Here is an 18,262-nt window from a genome sequence, read left to right as displayed (position 1 = left end):
ATAAACAGGATCCGATCAGAACCAACAGACTCGATCACGGAAGATCCGACGGTCCAACAGAATCACACGTGTTAGCTTGTCGGTTTCTGAGTGGATTTCCCGAGCGGGAGGGACCCATGGCCGAGCAGGCGGCGCACCTGGCCCATCAGCGGCGCGCCCTGATCCTGGAGGCGCTCCGCCGGGACGGGGCCGTACGGGTGGCCGAACTCGTCACCGGCCTCGGGGTCTCCGACATGACGGTGCGCCGCGACCTCGACGTGTTGGCCCGCCGCGGCGCCCTGGAGAAGGTGTACGGCGGGGCGGTCGCCACGGGCGGGGCCAGCGGGCACGAGCCGGGGTTCGACGCCAAATCCGTCCTCGCCGGCGCCGCGAAGGCGGCCATCGCGGCCGCCGCGGCCACCCTGGTGGAGCCGGGCGGCGTGGTGGCCGTGTCCGGGGGGACGACGGCGCACGCGGTCGCGGCCCGGCTGCTGGCCGTGCCACGGTTGACCATCCTGACGAACTCCCTGCCGGTGGCCGAACTGGTGCGGAACGCCGCCCGGGAGGGCGACGGCACCGGCCCGACCCTGCTGCTGACCGGCGGCACCCCCACTCCCTCGGCGGCACTGGTGGGGCCCCTGGCCGACCAGGCCATCGGTTCCCTGCACGTGGACCTGCTGGTGCTCGGGGCGCACGGTGTCACCGAGCGGGCCGGACTGACCACCCCCAACCTCGCCGAGGCCCAGACCAACCGCGCCCTGGTGGCCTCGGCACGGCGGGTCGTGGCCGTGGCCGACCACACCAAGTGGGGGGTGGTGGGGCTGAGCGGCTTCGCCCCGCTGGAACGGTTGGACTGGTTCGTCACCGACTCCGGCCTGCCGCCGGAGGCCCGCGAGGTCCTGGGCGCCTCCGTGGGCGAGCTCCTCATCGCGGGCCCGGAACGGGACGCGGACCCGACGGAATAGTCGGCCCCGCCCCCCTCGCTCGGACCGAACGGGACCGTCCTCGCCTCCCCTCACATCCGCACCACGCCCCCCAGCCGCACCACAGCCTCACCCGTTCGGCCCCGCGCCGGATGACGGACCGTGGCGGGTGTGCGGCCCGCTCCCGTGCCGGGTCGTACGGGCCCCGGACCACCCGGACGTGATCTTCGGCGTGCGCGCGGGAGGGCGGCACCGGAGCCTGGACCCAGGTGCGCGGTGGCGGCGCGGCCCTCCGGTCGGGGGGCCGCGCCGGGTCTTCCGGCCGCGGCACCCTCCGCCATCGCCGACGGAAGGGAGACCCACCGGATGCCTGCCGCTTCCGCCGCGCTCGCCCTGGTCCTCGCCACCGCCCTGCTCGGTCCGTCCGCCGTGGCGCACGGCGCGCAGCGGGACCCGCGACACGGGCCCGGCGCGGGACCCCCGGCCGCCCTGGTCGGGCAGCCCCTGCACGAGGCGGCGCTGTTCGGCATCAAGGGCGCCGCCCACGCCGCCGCCCAGGAGTTCCGGGCCCCCGGCGCCCTCCTGAACCGGGTCAGCCTGTACCTCAGCAGCGGGGCGGGCACCGGCACCGTGACGGTGCAGGTCCGGACGGAGCGGACCGCGAACTCCTCGGCGGTGGCCACCCGCAGCGTGGACCTGGCACGGCTCGGCGGGCGCGGGGCCGGTTGGGTGGAGTTCCCGCTCGCCGCGAAACTGCGGGCCGGCGGCACGTACTACCTGTTCGCGCAGGCCCGTACCGACGAGGGCGCGACGATCTCCTGGCACGGCACCCGCACCCCGGCGCCCGGGCTGCCGGGCAGCTGGCACTACGACTCCGCGCGACCGGGCGGTTGGCGCGCCGAGGAGGCCCGGGCGGCCTTCCTGGTGGAGCCGACCGGCAGCGCGCGCTGCGGGGAGGCCGAGCCCTGCTACACCCCGGTCTCGGCGCAGGCGGCGCGGACCGCCGGTCTGTTGTCCAACGGCACGGCCGTGGAGGCGGTGACCCCGGCGTTCGCGGTCGGCGCGAGCTACGTCCGCGGCAGCAACGTGCTCCGCCTGCCCTCGGGGAACTGGCGCTACCTGCCCGCCGGGAAGACGGCCTCCGTGGTGGTGCCCGCCGAGGACCCCGGGGCGTTGGCGCAGATCGCGGCGAGTCGGGCCTGGTTGGCGGCCGGTACCGTGCCGGGCGACACCCCGCGGCGGCGGGCGGCCGGTGAACGCGCCCTGTTGGCGATGCGGGCCCTGCTGCGGCCCAACGGGGCCTTCGCCGCGGCCCAGTCCCCGCCCTGGCAGTACTCATGGCCCCGGGACGGCAGTTTCGCGGCGGCCGCGTTCGCCGCGACCGGCCACGACCGCGAGGCCCACCTGATCCTGTCCTACAACGCCACGACCCAGCGGGCCGACGGCACCTGGCACGCCCGGACCCTGCTGGACGGCTCCGGCCCGCCGGACCGGCGGGCCTGGCAGCTCGACGGGAACGGCTGGGTGCCGTGGGCCACCTGGCAGTGGTACCGGGCGGCGCCGCCCGCCGGGCGCGCCGAACGCCTCGCGGCGCTCTACCCGATGGTCCGCAAGGCCGCCGACCACGCGGCCCGTTCGCTGCGCGCCGACGGACTGCCCCCGGCCGCGCCCGACTACTGGGAGTTGGGCACGGACACCCCCAACATCGGTACGGCCGCTCCGTTGCTGGCGGGGTTGAACGCCTCGGCGGACCTGGCGCGGTCCACGGGCCGGACGGCGGACGCAGAGCGGTGGGAGCGGGCGGCCCGGAAGCTCTCGGCGGGGATCGCGGCCCGGTTCGCGCCGGTCGGGTACGCGCGCACCGCGGACGGGAAGCACGGCCGGGACAGCGCGGCGGCCTTCATGGCTCCGCCGTTCAACACGGCGCCGGCCGGTCTGGCGGCGGCCCTGGACGACACCTACCGGGCGCTGCGGCTGCCCAACGGCGGTCTGCTGCCGGGCAACGATCCGGGGCACGTGTGGGGCAGTCACGCCTGGGCGCCGAGCACGGCCTTCTTCGCGTTGGCGTGGGCCGGTTCGGGGCGGCCGGGGAAGGCGGGGCCGGTGCTGGACTGGGTGCTGTCGAAGCGGAACGGGCTGGGAGAGCTGCCGGAGAAGGTGAACGCGGCGGGGTACGGCTCCTCGGTGGCCCCGCTGGGGTGGACGGCGGCGCTGGTGTTGTTGAGCGCGCGGGCGCTGGACGGGTCGCCGTTGCCGACGCCTCCGTCACCGCCGGTGGTCGCCCCGCGCACGGAGCCGCCCGTGTCGGCGCCCTCGACCTTCCAGGTGTCCGGCCCGGTTGCGGAGTCGGGGTCGGCGTCGGAGGCGGAGGCGGAGTCGGTGCCCGCGTCGGCGGACGGGTCGGCGAACGCGTCGGCGAACGCGTCGCGCGGCTGAGGCCCGGCATGCCGGTCGGGTGCCGATCGCTCGGCCGCACCGGCTCCGCCGCACCCACCGCACCCACCGCGTGCGCCCCGTCCGCCGCACCGGCAGTCGGCGATCGGCACCCCTCCGGTCCGGCCCGACGGCCCCTCCGATGGTCCCCGTGCCGGGTCCCGGTCAGTGCCGGATGATCTCGCCGTCGCGCAGTTCCAGCACGGTGTCGGCGAGGCCGAGGAGCTGCGGATCGTGGGTGGCGACGAGGGCGGTGGTGCCCTCGCCGCGCACCACCGAGCGGAGCAGTTCCATGACGGCCAGGCCGGTCCGGGCGTCCAGCTGGCCCGTGGGCTCGTCGGCGACGAGCAGGGCGGGGCGGTTGGCGAGGGCGCGGGCGATGGCCACCCGCTGCTGCTGGCCGCCGGAGAGCTCGTCGGGGCGCTGGGCGGCGTGGTCGGAGAGACCGACCAGGGCCAGCAGCAGCGCGACGCGTTCCTCGCGTTCGCGGGGGTCGGCGCCGCGGAGTCGGAGCGGGACGCCGACGTTCTCGGCGGCGGTGAGGATGGGGATGAGGCCGAAGGACTGGAAGATGAAGCCGATCCGGTCCCGGCGCAGGGCGAGCCGCTCCTCCTCGCCGAGTCCGGCCAGTTCGGTGCCGTCGAGGAGCACGCTGCCGCGGTCCGGGGAGTCCAGGCCGCCGACGAGGTTGAGCAGGGTGGTCTTGCCGGAGCCGGAGCGGCCCTTGAGGGCCACCAGGCTGCCGCGGGGGATCTCGAAGGAGGCCCCGCGCAGGGCGTGGACGGCCGCCGGTCCGGTGCCGTAGGTCCGGTGCAGGTCGGTGACGCGCACCATGGCGTCCGAGCCGGATCCGGTCCCGGACGGGGACGGTGCGGTGCTCTGTCGGGTCATCTGGGCATCCCCCGTGCCTGGTCGGTCCGGCCACCCTAGGTAACGTTCTGCCCCAAGGCAACGGTCAACCGCGACAAAATCCCGCAATCCGACGAGGCGCCCATTCCGGTTATCGGATTCTATTTCCCGATCCGCGGATAGCTGATAGAACAGCCGTTCTTGACGGGCTGTGATCCTGACACGCTGTGATCACGGGAGGCCGGGCGGGGGACGGGTGACAGGGTTCGTTTTGCTGCGTGCGGGTGCGCACCGGCTGTTGCTGGCCGCCGCGCTGCTCGCGGTGCTCCTGACCACGTGCGTGCTGTCCGCGCTCACGGCCTTCTCCGGCCAGGTGGGCGACGCCGCGCTCCGGGAGAGTCTGCGCGGCCCCGCCGCGACCACCGCCGCCCTCGTGCTCTCCGCCGACGTACCGCCGGACCGGCGGGAGGCCGCCCGGGCCGCCGTGGAACGCGGCGCCCGCGCCACCTTCCCCGGACTCCCCGTCACCCTCGGCGCGCTGGAGCGCTCCGGACCGTACGCCCTGCCCGCCGGCGCCCGACGCGGTGACGCGGCGAGCGGCGCCGGCACCGCGGACGAACCGGACCTCACCCACCTCGCGGCCCTCGACCGCGGTCGGATCGCCCTGGCCTCCGGAACCTGGCCGGGCCCCGCGCCCGCCGGAGCCCCCGTGCCGGTCGCCCTCCCCGAACACACCGCGCGCCTCCTCGGGCTGCGGCCCGGCACCGAACTGAAGCTCACCGACCGGCTGGCGGGCACCCCCCTCACGGTCCGGATCACCGGCCTGTACCGGCCCCGCGACACCTCCGACCCGTACTGGCAGCTCGACCCGCTCGCCGGCCGCGGGGTCCGCGAGATGGTGTTCACCACCTACGGCCCGCTGCTCGCCGACCCTTCCGTGCTCGCCTCCGGCCGGGTCGCCGAGGGCACCACCGGCTGGGTGGCCACCGCCGACTTCGACCGGCTGACCACCGAGGGCATCGCCCCGCTGCGGGAGGCCGCGGCCGCGGCGCCCGACGCGCTCCGCGAGGACCCGGTGTTCCGCGGCACCCTGTCGGCGACCACCGGACTCCCCGAGGTCCTCGAACGCACCGAGCGCGCCCTGCTGGTGGCCCGCTCCACCCTGCTGATGGTCGCCGTGCAGCTGGTCCTCCTCGCCGGGTACGCCCTGCTGCTGGTGGCCCGCCTGCTCAGCACCGAGCGCGCCGGCGAGACCGCCCTGCTGCGGGCCCGCGGCGCCGCCCGCGGCCGCATCGCCTCGCTCGCCGCCGTCGAGGCCGCCCTGCTGGCCCTGCCCGCCGTGGCCCTCGCCCCCCTCCTCGCCGGGCCGCTCGCCTCGCTGTTCGTCCCCGACGCCCTGGACGGCTCCGCCGGCGTCCGCTTCCCGACGGCTCCCGGCGCCGCCGTCTGGCTCGTCGCGGCCGCGACGGCGGCCTGCTGCGCCGCGGCCGTGGTGGCCCCGGCCCTCGCCGCGGCCGGCGACACCGTCCGGCTGCGACGCGCCCGGATCTCGGCGCTGCCCGCCCCCGTCCGCACCGGCGCCGACCTCGGCCTGCTCGTCATCGCCGGAGTGGCGTACTGGCAGCTGGACCGGCAGACCGCCGACGGCGGCGGCGCCCTCGGCACCGGCCCCGGCGGCACCCTCGGCATCGATCCGCTGCTCGTCGCGGCCCCCGCCCTGGCCCTCCTCGCGGGCACCGTCCTCACCCTGCGGCTGCTGCCGCCCGCGGCCCGACTGGCCGAGCGGCGCGCCGCCTCCGGACGCGGCCTCACCACCGCCCTGGCGGGCTGGCAGTTCAGCCGCCGCCCGCTGCGCGGCACCGCGCCCGTCCTGCTCCTGATCCTCGCCTGCGCCATGGGCATGCTCGCCGTGGGCCAGGGCGCCTCCTGGGACCGCTCCCAACGCGACCAGGCCGACTTCCGCACCGGCGCCCCGGTCCGGGTCCTCGGCCCCGCCCCCGTGGACGGGCCGGCCGGCGGCGGCCACTACGCCGCCGTCCCCGGGGTGACCTCGGCCGCCCCCGCCCACCGCGCGACCGCCGAACTCTCCGGCGGCCGCAAGGCCGACCTGCTCGTCCTCGACACCGCGCGGACGCCCGGGCACCTGCTGCTGCGCGACGACGTGGCGGGCGGCTCCGCCGGGGCGGCCCTGCGCCCCCTCGCCCCGACCACCGCGCCGGCGGCCCCGCTCACCCTGCCCCCCGGCACCCGCTCCCTCCACGTGGACCTGCGGATCACCGACGCACGCGGAGTCGCCGGCCGCACCCGGCCCCCCACCGCCCCCGCGCCCGCCCTCGTGCTGGTCCTCACCGACCGGCACGGGCTGTCCTACCGCGCCGAGGCCGGGGACGTCCCCGCGGACGGCCGCACCCACCGGGCCACCGTCACCCTCGGCGGCCCCGACGGCCGCACCGCCCCCGCCGAACCCCTCACCCTGACCGGCCTCCGCCTCACCGGAGCCGCGGGCCCCGGCCCCGGCGGCGAACACCGCCTGGCCGTCGAACGCCTCCTCACCACCGGCGCCACCAGCGACCCTCGCCCCCTCACCGCCGGCGGGCCCCTGACCTGGCGCGGCGCCTCCGTGCTGACCTCCTTCGGCGAGGAGAGCACCCCCCTCGGGCTGACCCCCGCCTCCTCCCCCGCCGCCCCGCTCACCGCCGCCTACCCGGTGGCCCTCGCCCCCGGCGGCGACCCCCGCTACGCCGTCCGCCTGGACCTGGCCCCCGGCCCCGCCCCCGAGCGGATCCCGGCCCTGGCCACCGACGCCTTCCTCCGGGCCTCCGGCACCCGACCCGGACAAAGCCTCGACCTCAGCACGGAGGGCCGCACCCTCCGCGTCACCGTGGTCCGCACCACCCGCGCCCTGCCCACCACCGGAACCGGCACCGCCGTCCGCGGCGGCACCGACACCGACGGCGGCGCCCTCCTCCTGGACCTCCGCGCCGTCAACGCCGCCCTCACCGCCCAGGGCCAATCCCCCTTCGACGCGAGCGAATGGTGGCTCGACACCGCACCCGGACGCACCGCCGCCGTGGCCACCGCCCTGCGGGCCGAGCCCGGCGCCGAAACCGGACGCGTCCTCGTCCGCGACGAGACGGCCGCCGCCCTCCTCAAGGACCCGCTGGGCGCCGGACCCCGCGCCGCGCTCCTCGCCGTCGCGGCCGCCGCCGCGGCCCTCGCCGCCGTCGGCTTCGCCGTCAGCGCCGCCGGTTCCCTGCGCGAACGCTCCGCGGAGACCGCCGTCCTCCGGGCCATCGGCGCGCCCCGCCGCTCCCTGGCCCGGATGATCGCCGCCGAACAGGGCCTGCTCGTCGGCATCGGACTCCTCACCGGAACCCTCCTCGGCGCCCTCCTCGCCCGCGCCGTGGTGCCCCTGGTGACACTGACCGCCGAGGCCGCCCAGCCGGTCCCGACGGTCCTGGTCGAACTCCCCGTCGGACAGGTCCTCGCCCTGCTCGCCGGGATCGGGGCGGTGCCCCTGCTCATCACGGCCGCGGTCGCGCTCCGGCGCACCGACCCCGCGGTCTCACTGCGCCACCAGGGGGACTCGTAGGCATGACGCTCCGCACCACACGGCAGCCGCTGCCCGCACCCTGGGTCCGCACCCGGCTGCGGTCCGCACCGGCCGCCGCCCTCGCCTTCGCCCTGCTCGTCTGCGTCACCGCCTTCCTCGCGGCCGTCCTGCCACGGGCCGTCGAGGCGTACGAGACCGACGGACTCCGCCGCGACATCGCCGGCGCCCCCGCCGACCGGACCGTGCTGCGGCTGACGATGCCCCAGCCCGGCCTCGAACACCCCCAGGCCGCCCGCGAGGAGGAGCTGCGCCCGACCGCGCTGGCCCGCACCCACGCCGCCGCGACCGCCGTGCTGCCCGCCCCGGTCCGCGCCGACCCCGCCCAGTCCTCGTACGGGGTCCGCAGCACCGGCACCCTCATCGGCACCGACCCGTGGCTGCCCCGCCCCGAGGCCGTCCCCCCGCAGTTCACCCTCGCCGCGCCCGCCGGACTCGACCGGCACGCCACCGTCACCGCCGGCCGGCTGCCCGCCGTACGCGACCGGGCCACGGCCGCCACCCGCGAGGTCGAAGCGGCCGTCACCGAGGCCACGGCGCGCGCCCTCCGACTCAGGACCGGCTCCGTCGTGCACCTCGCCGGCCGGTCCGGAGGCGCCGGACTCGCCGTCCGGATCACCGGCCTCCTCGCCCCCCGCGACCCCGGCGGCGCCTACTGGGCGGCCGTCCCCGTCCTGGGCACCCCCGGCATGGCCGGCACCAACGCCCTGCCGCCCCAGATGTTCTGGCAGGGCGGCCTGCTGATCGCCCCCGGAGCCGCCCCCGCCCTCCTGGCCACCGAACTCCGGGCCGAACCCGAGCGGTACTGGCACTTCGCCCCCGCCACCGCCCACCTCACCGCCCGCGACGCCCCCGCCCTCGCCGCACGCACCGCCGCCCTGGAGGGCGGACCGGCCATGCTGGACCTGCGTCGCGCCGCGGGCGACACCGCCGTGCTCACCACCGGCCTGGACCGGGTCCTCGCCTCCCACCTCGAACTCCGCGACGCCATCGGACGGCTCGTCGCGGTCGCCGTCTTCGGCATCGCGGCCGTCGCGGCCGTGGTCCTCGCCATGGCCGGCGGCCTCGCCACCGCCCGACGCACCGCCGAACTCACCCTCCTGCGGGCCCGCGGCGCCTCCCTCACCGGCCTCGCCGTCCGACTCGGCGGCGAGACCGCGGTGGTGGCCCTGCCCGCCGCCGCCCTCGGACTCCTGGCCGCCCTGATGTTCGCCCCCGGCACCGCCACCGGCCCCGCCGTGCTCGCCGCGACCGCCGTCGCCGTCCTGGCCTGCGCCGTCCTCCCGGTACGGGCCGTGCTCCGCCACCGCGTCCTGCGACCGGGCGGCGAACGCGCCGACCTCATCCGGACCCGGCCCGGCGCCCGCCGCACCGTCGCCGAACTCACCCTGCTGGCCCTGGCCGCCGCCTCCGTGGCCGCCCTCCGCGGCCGGAGCGCCGACGGCGGAGCCGACGTCCTGGTCAGCGCCGCCCCCGTCCTCACCGGCCTGATCGCCGCCACCGTCCTGGTCCGCCTCTACCCGACACCGCTGCGCTGGGCCCTGCGCCCGGCCGCCCGGATGCGCGGGGCCGTCGGCTTCCTCTCACTGGCCCGGGCGGGGCGGTCGGCCGCCACCGGCGCACTGCCCGTCCTCGCCCTCCTCACGGCCCTGTCCACCGCCGCGTTCGGCGGCTCGGTGCTCGCCGGCGTCGAGGACACCCGGGACCTGGCCGCCCTCGTCGCCACCGGCGCCGACGCCCGCGTCTCGGCCCCCGGCGAAGCCCTGCCCCTGGCCCCCGGCACCGCGACCGCGGTGCGCTCCGTACCCGGGGTGCGGACGGTCACCGAACTGCGCGTCGAGCGCACGGGCCGGCTCGTGGACCGGGGCGGTGGCACCGAGAACCGGCCGCTCGCCCTGGTCGGGGTGGCCCCCGGCCCCTACGCGGAACTGGCCGCCGGACTGGGCTTCGGCGCCTTCCCCGCGAGCCTGTTGGAGGGCTCGGGGGCCGCGCTGCCCGCGGTGGCCTCGCCCGGCACCGCGGAGCGGCTGGGCACCGGACCCCGCCGGATCGCCCTGGCCGGTCGGGAGCTGACCGTGCGGGTCGTGGCGGTCCGGGAACGGACCCCGGCGGTACCGGATTCCGACTTCCTGCTGATCGACGCCGCCGCCCTGGCGAAGCAGCCGGTGACCGCCCTGCTCGTGTCGGGCGCTGCGGCGGACCCGGCGGAGCTGCGGACCGCGGTCCGGGCGGTGGACCCGCTGCTGACGGTGCGGAGCCGGGCCGAGGCCCGGGTCGCGCTCACGGACTCCCCGCTCCAGGAGGGCGCCGGCGGCGTCTACCGGGCCGCGCTCGCGGCGGGCGCCGGCTACGCCGTGGCCGCGCTGGTGCTGTCCCTGCTGCAATCGGCCCCCGAGCGGACCGCCCTGCTGGCGCGCCTGCGGACCATGGGCCTCACCTCACGGCAGGGCCGGCGACTGCTCGGCCTGGAATCGCTGCCGCAGGCGCTGTTGGGCGCCGGCGGCGGCCTGCTGGTGGGGTGGGCGACGGTCCTGCTGCTCGCCCCGGGCATCGACCTGGGCCTGCTGGCCCTGGCCGCCGATCCGGGGAGCACCCGGCTCGACGGCGTGACGCTGCGGGCCGACACGTGGTCGCTGGTGCTGCCCGCGGTGGGCGTACTGGCCCTGGCGGGCGCGGTGGCCGCCGGACAGTCCTGGTGGACGGGCCGCCGCGGATCCGTCACCGAACTCAGAGCGGGGGACTCCCGATGACCGAGACGAGCACGGCGCAGCCGAGCCTGGGCGAACTGGAGCAGCGGGCGGCCGCGCACCGGGACCGTCCGGCGTACGGGCACGACGCCCTCATCGCCTGCGACCGGCTGGTGCGCATCTTCACCACGGACGGAGTGGAGGTGCAGGCCCTCCAGGGGCTGGACCTGCTGGTCCGCGAGGGCGAGTTGATGGCGCTGGTGGGTGCCTCCGGCAGCGGCAAGTCCACCCTCATGAACATCCTGGCCGGGTTGGACGTGCCGACGGCCGGGGCCGCCCGGGTCGCGGGCCGGGACCTGCTCGCGATGGACGCCCGGGCCCGGCTGCGGTACCGGCGGGAGGTGGTGGGCTTCGTCTGGCAGCAGACCGCCCGCAACCTGCTCCCCTATCTGACGGCCGCCCAGAACGTCGCGCTGCCCGTGCAGCTGGCGGGCGGCTGGGGCGGCGGCGGCCGGGAACGACGGCGGCGCACGGCCGAACGGGCTCGGGAGCTGCTGGCGATGCTGGGCGTGGCGGACTGCGCGGACCGCAAGCCCCGCCAGTTGTCGGGCGGCCAGCAGCAGCGGGTGGCGATCGCGGTGGCCCTGGCGAACGATCCGGCGGTGCTGCTGGCCGACGAGCCCACCGGTGAGCTGGACTCGTCCACCGGTGAGCAGGTGTTCGCGGCGTTCCGCCGGGCCAACGAGGAGTTGGGCACGACGATCGTGATCGTGACCCACGACCAGGCGGTGGCGCGGGAGGTGCGGCGCACCGTCGCGATCCGCGACGGCCGGACCTCCTCGGAGGTGCTGCGCCGCACCGAGGTGGACGAGGCGGGGCAGGAGTCGTTGGTCTCCCGCGAGTACGCGATGCTCGACCGGGCCGGGCGTCTCCAGTTGCCCGCTGAGTACACGGCGGCGCTGGGCATGGAGCACCGGGTGGCCCTGGAACTGGAGGAGGACCACATCGGGGTGTGGCCGGACGACCGGTCGGCCTGAACGGCTCGTCCTGACGGGTCCGTCTGAGCGGGTCCGTCTACCGGGCCGCCCCGGGTCCCGGGGCGGGCCCCGCGGGGTGGCCGAGGCGTTCGGCGACCGGCACGGCGTCCGGGCCGGGTCGCGGTACGGTGCCGGCCGGCGCGGGCCGGTACGGGCGGACGGCCGGCGCGGTCGCGGCGGCCGGTACGGGGCCGGAGCCGGGGAACCGGGCCAGGGCGTGGTCGCCGCCGGTGGTGCCGGAGGCCAGGACGTGGCCGTCCGGGAGGACGAGGACGGCGTGGGCCTCGTCGTGGCTGCCGTTGCCGAAGTCCGCGCCGGCCAGGCCGCCGGTGCCGAAGTCGGTGTCCACCCGGCCGTCGGGGAGGTAGCGGACCACGGCGAAGTCGGCGTCGGCGAGTCCGGCGGCGAGGATCCGGCCGTCCGGGTCGAGGGCGAGGTCGTAGGCCCGGGCGACGCCCAGGTCGGTGCGGACGAGTCCGGTGCGGCCGAAGGCGGGGTCGGGGCGGCCGTCCGCGAGGAAGCCGGCGAGGGCGAAGTCCACCCCGGAGTAGCCGGCGGTGACGATGCGCCCGTCGGGGCGGAGGGCCAGGCCGCGGAGGGAGTCCTCGTCCCCGAAGTCGGTGACGGTCCGGCCGCCGGTACCGAAGGCGGGGTCGGGGGTGCCGTCGGGGAGGTAGCGGGCCAGGACGGCGTCGGAGGCGGAGCCCGGCGCGGTCAGGCCGGTGTGTCCGGCGGCGAGGATCCGGCCGTCGGGGAGCAGGGCGAGGTCGTGGACGGCGGCGCCACCGGCGGGGAACGGCGTGGTGACCAGTCCGCGGGTGCCGAAGGCGGGGTCGGGGGCGCCGTCGGGGAGGAACCGGGCCAGGGCGAAGGCACCGCCGCTGCGGCCGGCGGCGAGGATGCGGCCGTCCGGGTCGACGGTGACGGCCAGGGCTTCGGCCACGGGGTCGGTGCCGTCTCCGGCGAACGCGGCGAAGACCTTGCCGGCCGCGCCGAAGGAGGGGTCGGGGCGGCCGTCGGGCAGGAACCGGGCCAGGGCGAAGCGGCAGCAACGTCCGCCGGGCGGTTCGCTGCGGCCCGCGACGAGGATCCGGCCGTCGGCCTGGAGGGCTCCGGCGGCGGCCACGTCGTCCCCTCCGCCGATGTCGGTGGTGACGGCTCCGCGGCGGCCGAAGGCGGGGTCGAGGGTGCCGTCGGGGCGGTGGGCCAGCAGGAGGAAGTCCCCGGCGTCCGTGCCCCAGGCGGTGCCCACGCCGATGGTGCCGCCGTCGGGCAGGAGCAGCAGGTCCTGGCCGTCCTCGGCGCCCGCGAGGTCGGTGACCACGCGGCCGTCCGTCCCGAATCCGGCGGGCGAGCCGGAGGGTCCGGGTGCGGTGGCCGCCGTCACGTCCCAGGCGGGGGCCGGCCCTGCGGGTGCGGTCGGCGCGGAGCCCGGCAGGGCCGGGGCGAGGGCCAGGGCCACCGCGAGGGCGAGGGCGGCGCGGCGGGCGGCCCGCGTGGCGGGGCGCCGGGTGCGCGGGGCGGAACGGGCTGCGGGCAAGGGGGGTCCTCCGCGTCCTCGGCGACGGTCGCCCGCCGCTGCCGGGCCGGGCGGCCTGGCCGGCCGTCCGGGTGACCCACAGCTTCGGTGCCGTGGGGTCGGATTCGGCACCGCCGGGGCCGGGCGGGGCGGGGCGGGGTGCGAGTTCCACCCGCAGGGGTGAGCCGGGCGGGGCGGGGCTGACCGGCGGGCGTGCCGGAGGATGGGGGGATGAGCCCCTTCACCACGCGCGTCCTGGACCTGACCACCGGCGCCGGCGAGACCGTGACCGATCTGACCCGGGCCTGCGAGGAGTTCCTCGACGAGGTGGCGGCGGGTCGGGACGGTCTGCTGAACGTGTTCGTGCCGCACGCGACCGCCGGGATCGCGGTGATCGAGACCGGTGCGGGCAGCGACGCGGACCTGCTGTCCGCCCTGCACACCCTGCTGCCGGCGGACGACCGATGGCAGCACCGGCACGGCTCCCCCGGTCACGGCCGGGACCACGTGCTGCCCGCGTTCGTGCCCCCGCACGCCACCCTGCCGGTGGTCAACGGCCTTCTGGAGCTGGGGACCTGGCAGTCCGTCTGCCTCGTGGACACCAACCGTGACAATCCGCGGCGGCAGGTGCGCTTGAGCTTCCTGGGCTGAGCGGCGGCCGGCGCGGTGCGAAGGTCGCCCGTCGCGGCTGCTCCGTACGAGTCCTCTTGGCCGGTCCGTTCGGATGCAGAGCCGAGTTCATGATCATCGGTTCGGTGCGGTGGCGGTCTGATGCTCCTGAACGGGCGCGGATCGGCCGGGAGGACTGAGGCATGACGGAGACCCCCGCAGACGGGGCGGCAACGGGCGGGCGGACAGGGGAAGAAGGGGACGGGGAGCGGGACGTGGCGGCGGGGCCGGGCCCCGGCACCGCTCCGGCCCTTCGCGGGGGTGGGCGACCGGGGTGGCGGCGCACCTCCGCCTGGCGGGTGGCCGCCCTGGTGACGGGGACCCTGCTCGCGGTGACGGCGGCGCCGGGCCGCTCTCCCGCGGCGCAGGTCCCGCCGGAGCCGGCGGACGGGGTCCGGGCCCCGCTGGCCCTGTTGATCGGACGGGTCCTGGACGAGGGTAGGGACGCGGCGGCGGGCTCCTGTTCCGCCGGGGCCTTCCGGTCGGGGCTGTGCCCGGGGTGGCGGTGGCAGCGGGTCACCGCGTCGGTGCGCGGGGCGGCGGAGGTGCTGCCGGATCCCGCGTCCGGGCCGCGGCCGGCGGCGGGACTGCCCACGGACGCGTCGGGACCGTTGGAGATCGTGCTCGCGCGGCCGGGCCGGCTGGGCGAGGTCACCGTCCGGGACGCCCTGGGCCGGCACCTTGCCGGGGAGACCGCCGCGGACGGGCGGAGCTGGGCCAACTCCGAACCGCTGCGGTCGGGCGAGACGTACACGGTGCGGATCGGCGCCGAGAACGCGGCCGGTACGGCCGTGGCCGCCACGCTGTCCTTCGACACCGCCGCGGCGGACCGGGGGGACCGGCTCACCGCGGAGTTCGGGCCGCGCTCGGGCCGGTACGGGACGGGGCAGATCGTGACGGCCGCTCTCAGCCGCCCCGTGCCGGCGGCCGACGGGCACGCCCGGGTGCTGGTGGAGCGGGCCCTGCGGGTGACCTCCCGGCCCCGGGTGGAGGGTTCCTGGCACTGGGTGGACGCGCAGACCCTGCACTACCGGCCGCGCGGGTACTGGCCCGCGCACGCGGTGGTCGAGGTGTCCAGCGGCCTGGACGGGGTGGAGCTCGGGGGCGGCCTGTCCGGGGGGCCGTCCGATCCGGTGCGGTTGGCCATCGCCGACCGGATCGAGGCGGTGACCGACGCGGCGGCCCACCGGATGACCGTGCGGCGCAACGGCCGGGTGCTGCGGACCATTCCGGTGACCACGGGCAAGGCCGGGTTCCTGACCCGGACCGGGGTCAAGGTGGTCCTGCGGAAGGAGAAGCAGGTCCGGATGCGGGGCGACTCCATCGGCATCAGGAAGGGCACCCGCGAGTACTACGACCTGAAGGTGAAGTACGCCACCCGGGTGACGTGGAGCGGCGAGTACGTGCACGCCGCGCCGTGGTCGGTGGAGGCCCAGGGCGAGGAGAACGTCAGCCACGGCTGCACCGGGATGAGCACGGCCGACGCGGCCTGGTTCTTCGACACGGTCCGCGAGGGCGACCTGGTCGAGGTGGTCAACAGCGGCGGGGAGCCGATGGCCCCGTTCGGGAACGGGTTCGGCGACTGGAACGTGGACTGGACGGCCTGGTTGGCGGGCAGCGCCCTCGGCCCGGGCGGTCCCGCCGGACCGCCCGCCGGCGCGGCCCAGCCCGCCGCCGTACGGCTGAGCCCGCTGGCCTGACCGAACCCTCCCCCGCACCCGGCTGACCTGCGGTTCCCGTGCCGGTCCGGGTGCGGGAAGGGAGGGCGACCCACCCTCAGGCGGATCAATCCCGGGTCCTCGCGCGTCCGCGGGTTTTCATCGTCGCTGTCCCACTCACCCCTTCTTCCGGGAGTCGCACATGCGTATCCGCACCACCATCGCCGCCCTCGCCCTGGCCTCCGCCGGTGTCCTCGGCGCCGCCGGCGCGGCCGCCGCCGACGCGCACGCGGAGGGCGTGGCCGTGGGCTCCCCCGGCGTGCTGTCCGGGAACGTCATCCAGATCCCGGTGCACGTGCCGATCAACATCTGCGGCAACTCGGTGAACCTGGGCGGGCTGCTGAACCCGGCCGCCGGCAACGTCTGCGTCAACCACTGATCGCCCCGCGGTCCCGGGGCGGTCCGCCCCGGGACCGCGGTTCCTCCGTGCGGCGGATCCCACCCGCCCCGAACCGTAGGGAGTCCCCATGTCACGTGCGCGCCTCCGCGCCGCCACCCACGTCCTGGCCGCCACCACCCTCGTGACGGCCGGCCTGCTCAGCGCGGTGCCCGCGCACGCCGCAGGCGACCTTCCGGCCCACTACTGCACCGTCAACGGCAAGGAGGCCCCGCCCGGAGACCGGGTCCTGGGGACCTCCGGTCCGGACGTCATCCTCTGCGAGGGCGACGTGGAGAACGTCATCATCTGGGGCGGCGCGGGCAAGGACAACATCCGCGTCAAGGGCATGGTGGTGGACGCGACCGTGCTCGGCGGGGACGGCGACGACACCATCCAGGTGAACAACCTGTTCCCCCGCAACGGGGATTCCACGGTCCGCGGCGGGGACGGCGACGACACGATCATCGCGGCGCTGGTGGTGGGCACCGCCGAGCACGGCGCGGGGGTGCACGGCGACCACGGCAACGACACCATCACCACGGGCAGCGTGCTGGGCGCGCCGGGCACCTATCAGCGCGGTGGCGGGCAGGTCTTCGGCAACGACGGGGACGACCTGATCCGCACCGGCAACGTCGACCTCGGCGGCCGGGTGATCGGCGGCAGCGAGGACGACACCATCGAGCCGAAGTCCGTGGGCGCGGAGTCCTCCGGGATCATCCAGGGCGGCCCCGGCAACGACAGGATCCGCGGGAAGCTCGACACGCAGCTGGTGATCGGCCCCGGCTGGGGGCAGGTGGACGGCGGTCCCGGCACCGACGAGTGCAAGGTGGTGCACTCCTCCACGGGCGAGCGGATCCGCAGCGCGGTCTCCAACTGCCCCTGAGGACGGGGTGTCCCTCGCGGGCGGGCCGCCGACGGCGGCCCGCCCGGGGACGACCGTCAGCCGAACGGCCGGTGCGTCGCGTGGGCCTGCCAGGACTGCGCGGGATGCGCGGGGCCCGGCCGGCTGCGGGTCCAGCCGAGGCCGGCCGGCCGGGCCGCCGGGCGTGCGCGGCGCACCTCGTGCAGGCGCAGGCGGCCCGCGAGGACGAACAGGGCGGCGGTCAGCGCCGCCAGTTCCAGGTGGTCGGGGTCGCCGCCGGTGACCCGGACCACGCGGTGGCCGCTCACCAGGTGACCGGCAGGGTCTGCGGTCCGCGGATGAGGGCGCCGGTCTGCCACGCGATGTCCTCGGCGGGGACGGCGAGCGCCAGGTCCGGGTACCTGGTCAGCAGGGTCTCCAGGATGATCTCGGATTCCATGCGGGCCAGCATGGAGCCCACGCAGTGGTGGGGGCCGTTGCCGAAGGACATGTGGGCGATGGGGCCGCGGTCGAAGTCGATCCGGTCGGGCTCCGGGAAGACCTCCGGGTCCCGGTTGGCCGCCAGGTAGGAGGCGAAGACCGCCTCGCCGCGCCGGATGGTGACCCCGGCCAGTTCCACGTCCTCCAGGGCGATCCGGGGGAGCCCGACGCCGCTGCGGTGCGGGATGAAGCGGAGCAGTTCGTCCACGGCCTGCGGGATCATTCCCGGTTCGGCGCGGAGCCGTTCGAGTTGCTCCGGATGGGTGAGCAGGGCGTAGACCATGTTGGCGCTGTTGTTGCGGACCGCGTGGGCGCCGCTCACGAGGATCGCGGTGGCCATGGACACGGCCTCGGCCTCGCTGATCTCGCCCGAGTCCCAGGCGGAGACGAGGACTCCGGCGAGGTCGTCCCGCGGGTCCTCGCGGCGCAGTTCCAGGAGGCTGACCACGCTGTCGCGGACGGTCATCTTGGTGTCGGCGCTGCGCGCGGGGGCGGCGCCGGGGGCCATCACCACGTTGGCCCAGTCGGTCATGTGGGCGCGCATCTCCTCGGGGACGCCGAGCAGGTCGCTGACCACGGCCAGGGGGAACGGGCCGTGGAGGTGTTCGACCAGGTCGGCGGGGGCTCCGTGGGCCTCCATGCCGTCCAGCAGCCGGTCGGCGGTGGCCTGGGCGGCGGGGCGCAGCCGCAGCATGCTCTTGCCGGTGAAGGCGCGGGCGACCACCCGGCGCATGACGTTGAGGCGGGGCGGGTCGGCGTAGTTGAGGGAGGCCTTCAGCGAGGCGATGGCGTGCGGGGAGGAGCTGGTGACGGTCCTGCCGACGAGTTCGCCGCGGCTGAACCGGGGGTCGGAGGTGACCTGCTTGACGTCCTGGTAGCGGGTCATGAGCCAGCCGGAGTCCTGCCCGTAGGGCATTTTGAAGCGGGCCGCGCGGGTGTCCTTGAGGCGTGCGTGGAGGAAGGGGTCGAAGTCGAGGGCCGCGAGGTCCTCCAGGCTCCAGAAGTGCACGCCGGTGTCCGCCTGGGGGCAGCCGGTGGGGGCGGCCGCGGGCTCCGGCCTGACGGCCGTCTCGGGTTCTGAGGTCACGGGGGTCTCCCAACCGTCGGTGTCACGCAG

At 77.0% G+C, this 18,262-nt stretch carries 13 protein-coding genes; 9 read left to right on the top strand and 4 right to left on the bottom strand.

All coding sequences use genetic code 11. The features are described from left to right. Positions 1 to 116 precede the first annotated feature (116 nt). Positions 117 to 944 (top strand): DeoR/GlpR family DNA-binding transcription regulator, encoded by an 828-nt coding sequence (locus ABTZ17_RS17245; RefSeq protein WP_352196462.1) that lies wholly within the window; start codon positions 117 to 119, stop codon positions 942 to 944. Positions 945 to 1,268: 324 nt separating this feature from the next. Further along, positions 1,269 to 3,338, top strand: coding sequence for a glycoside hydrolase family 15 protein (locus ABTZ17_RS17240; protein WP_352196461.1), 2,070 nt, complete (start codon positions 1,269 to 1,271; stop codon positions 3,336 to 3,338). Positions 3,339 to 3,500: 162 nt separating this feature from the next. On the opposite strand, the gene ABTZ17_RS17235 is transcribed toward ABTZ17_RS17240, so the two are convergent. Beyond that, positions 3,501 to 4,226, bottom strand: coding sequence for an ABC transporter ATP-binding protein (locus tag ABTZ17_RS17235; RefSeq protein ID WP_352196460.1), 726 nt, complete (start codon positions 4,224 to 4,226; stop codon positions 3,501 to 3,503). A 214-nt stretch (positions 4,227 to 4,440) separates the two neighbouring features. Here ABTZ17_RS17235 and ABTZ17_RS17230 point away from each other — a divergent pair, with 214 nt between their 5' ends. The 3 genes from ABTZ17_RS17230 to ABTZ17_RS17220 are packed head-to-tail and all read left to right on the top strand — an operon-like array spanning position 4,441 to position 11,518. Next, on the top strand, positions 4,441 to 7,776 hold the full coding sequence (locus tag ABTZ17_RS17230; RefSeq protein WP_352196459.1) for an FtsX-like permease family protein: 3,336 nt from the start codon (positions 4,441 to 4,443) through the stop codon (positions 7,774 to 7,776). A gap of 2 nt (positions 7,777 to 7,778) precedes the next feature. After that, positions 7,779 to 10,544: an FtsX-like permease family protein gene (locus ABTZ17_RS17225; RefSeq protein WP_352196458.1), complete on the top strand. Its 2,766-nt coding sequence runs from the start codon at positions 7,779 to 7,781 to the stop codon at positions 10,542 to 10,544. Beyond that, on the top strand, positions 10,541 to 11,518 hold the full coding sequence (locus ABTZ17_RS17220; protein ID WP_352196457.1) for an ABC transporter ATP-binding protein: 978 nt from the start codon (positions 10,541 to 10,543) through the stop codon (positions 11,516 to 11,518). The genes ABTZ17_RS17225 and ABTZ17_RS17220 overlap by 4 nt, the downstream gene beginning before the upstream one ends. Positions 11,519 to 11,555: 37 nt before the next feature. On the opposite strand, the gene ABTZ17_RS17215 is transcribed toward ABTZ17_RS17220, so the two are convergent. Beyond that, the gene (locus tag ABTZ17_RS17215) at positions 11,556 to 13,058 is read right to left on the bottom strand and encodes an NHL repeat-containing protein (RefSeq protein ID WP_352196456.1); all 1,503 of its coding nucleotides are present in this window, start codon (positions 13,056 to 13,058) and stop codon (positions 11,556 to 11,558) included. 210 nt (positions 13,059 to 13,268) lie between these two features. Here ABTZ17_RS17215 and ABTZ17_RS17210 point away from each other — a divergent pair, with 210 nt between their 5' ends. From ABTZ17_RS17210 to ABTZ17_RS17195, 4 genes are all read left to right on the top strand, one after another. After that, entirely contained in the window at positions 13,269 to 13,688 is a 420-nt protein-coding gene (locus tag ABTZ17_RS17210) for a YjbQ family protein (RefSeq protein ID WP_352196455.1), read from the top strand. Between the two features lie 161 nt (positions 13,689 to 13,849). After that, complete coding sequence (locus ABTZ17_RS17205) at positions 13,850 to 15,406, top strand: L,D-transpeptidase (RefSeq protein WP_352196454.1); 1,557 nt, start codon at positions 13,850 to 13,852, stop codon at positions 15,404 to 15,406. A gap of 160 nt (positions 15,407 to 15,566) precedes the next feature. Beyond that, positions 15,567 to 15,803, top strand: a complete 237-nt coding sequence (locus ABTZ17_RS17200; RefSeq protein WP_352196453.1) for a chaplin — start codon at positions 15,567 to 15,569, stop codon at positions 15,801 to 15,803. Positions 15,804 to 15,891: 88 nt separating this feature from the next. Further along, positions 15,892 to 16,686 (top strand): hypothetical protein, encoded by a 795-nt coding sequence (locus tag ABTZ17_RS17195; protein WP_352196452.1) that lies wholly within the window; start codon positions 15,892 to 15,894, stop codon positions 16,684 to 16,686. 56 nt (positions 16,687 to 16,742) lie between these two features. On the opposite strand, the gene ABTZ17_RS17190 is transcribed toward ABTZ17_RS17195, so the two are convergent. Then, on the bottom strand, positions 16,743 to 16,973 hold the full coding sequence (locus ABTZ17_RS17190; RefSeq protein ID WP_352196451.1) for a hypothetical protein: 231 nt from the start codon (positions 16,971 to 16,973) through the stop codon (positions 16,743 to 16,745). Continuing rightward, positions 16,970 to 18,232: a cytochrome P450 gene (locus tag ABTZ17_RS17185; RefSeq protein WP_352196450.1), complete on the bottom strand. Its 1,263-nt coding sequence runs from the start codon at positions 18,230 to 18,232 to the stop codon at positions 16,970 to 16,972. Before ABTZ17_RS17185 ends, ABTZ17_RS17190 begins: the two co-directional genes overlap by 4 nt. Between the last annotated feature and the right edge of the window lie 30 nt (positions 18,233 to 18,262).

The sequence above is a fragment of the Streptomyces sp. NPDC097619 genome (assembly GCF_040302735.1).
Lineage (GTDB): Bacteria > Actinomycetota > Actinomycetes > Streptomycetales > Streptomycetaceae > Streptomyces.
Note: the sequence above shows the minus strand (reverse complement) of the source record. Positions and strands in the feature narration are given on the sequence as shown.

Coding starts and splice junctions, on each gene's coding strand:
- ABTZ17_RS17245 (WP_352196462.1), top strand. CDS start 117: ATGGCCGAGCAGGCGGCGCACCTGGCCCATCAGCGGCGCGCCCTGATC.
- ABTZ17_RS17240 (WP_352196461.1), top strand. CDS start 1,269: ATGCCTGCCGCTTCCGCCGCGCTCGCCCTGGTCCTCGCCACCGCCCTG.
- ABTZ17_RS17235 (WP_352196460.1), bottom strand. CDS start 4,226: ATGACCCGACAGAGCACCGCACCGTCCCCGTCCGGGACCGGATCCGGC.
- ABTZ17_RS17225 (WP_352196458.1), top strand. CDS start 7,779: ATGACGCTCCGCACCACACGGCAGCCGCTGCCCGCACCCTGGGTCCGC.
- ABTZ17_RS17220 (WP_352196457.1), top strand. CDS start 10,541: ATGACCGAGACGAGCACGGCGCAGCCGAGCCTGGGCGAACTGGAGCAG.
- ABTZ17_RS17210 (WP_352196455.1), top strand. CDS start 13,269: ATGAGCCCCTTCACCACGCGCGTCCTGGACCTGACCACCGGCGCCGGC.
- ABTZ17_RS17205 (WP_352196454.1), top strand. CDS start 13,850: ATGACGGAGACCCCCGCAGACGGGGCGGCAACGGGCGGGCGGACAGGG.
- ABTZ17_RS17200 (WP_352196453.1), top strand. CDS start 15,567: ATGCGTATCCGCACCACCATCGCCGCCCTCGCCCTGGCCTCCGCCGGT.
- ABTZ17_RS17195 (WP_352196452.1), top strand. CDS start 15,892: ATGTCACGTGCGCGCCTCCGCGCCGCCACCCACGTCCTGGCCGCCACC.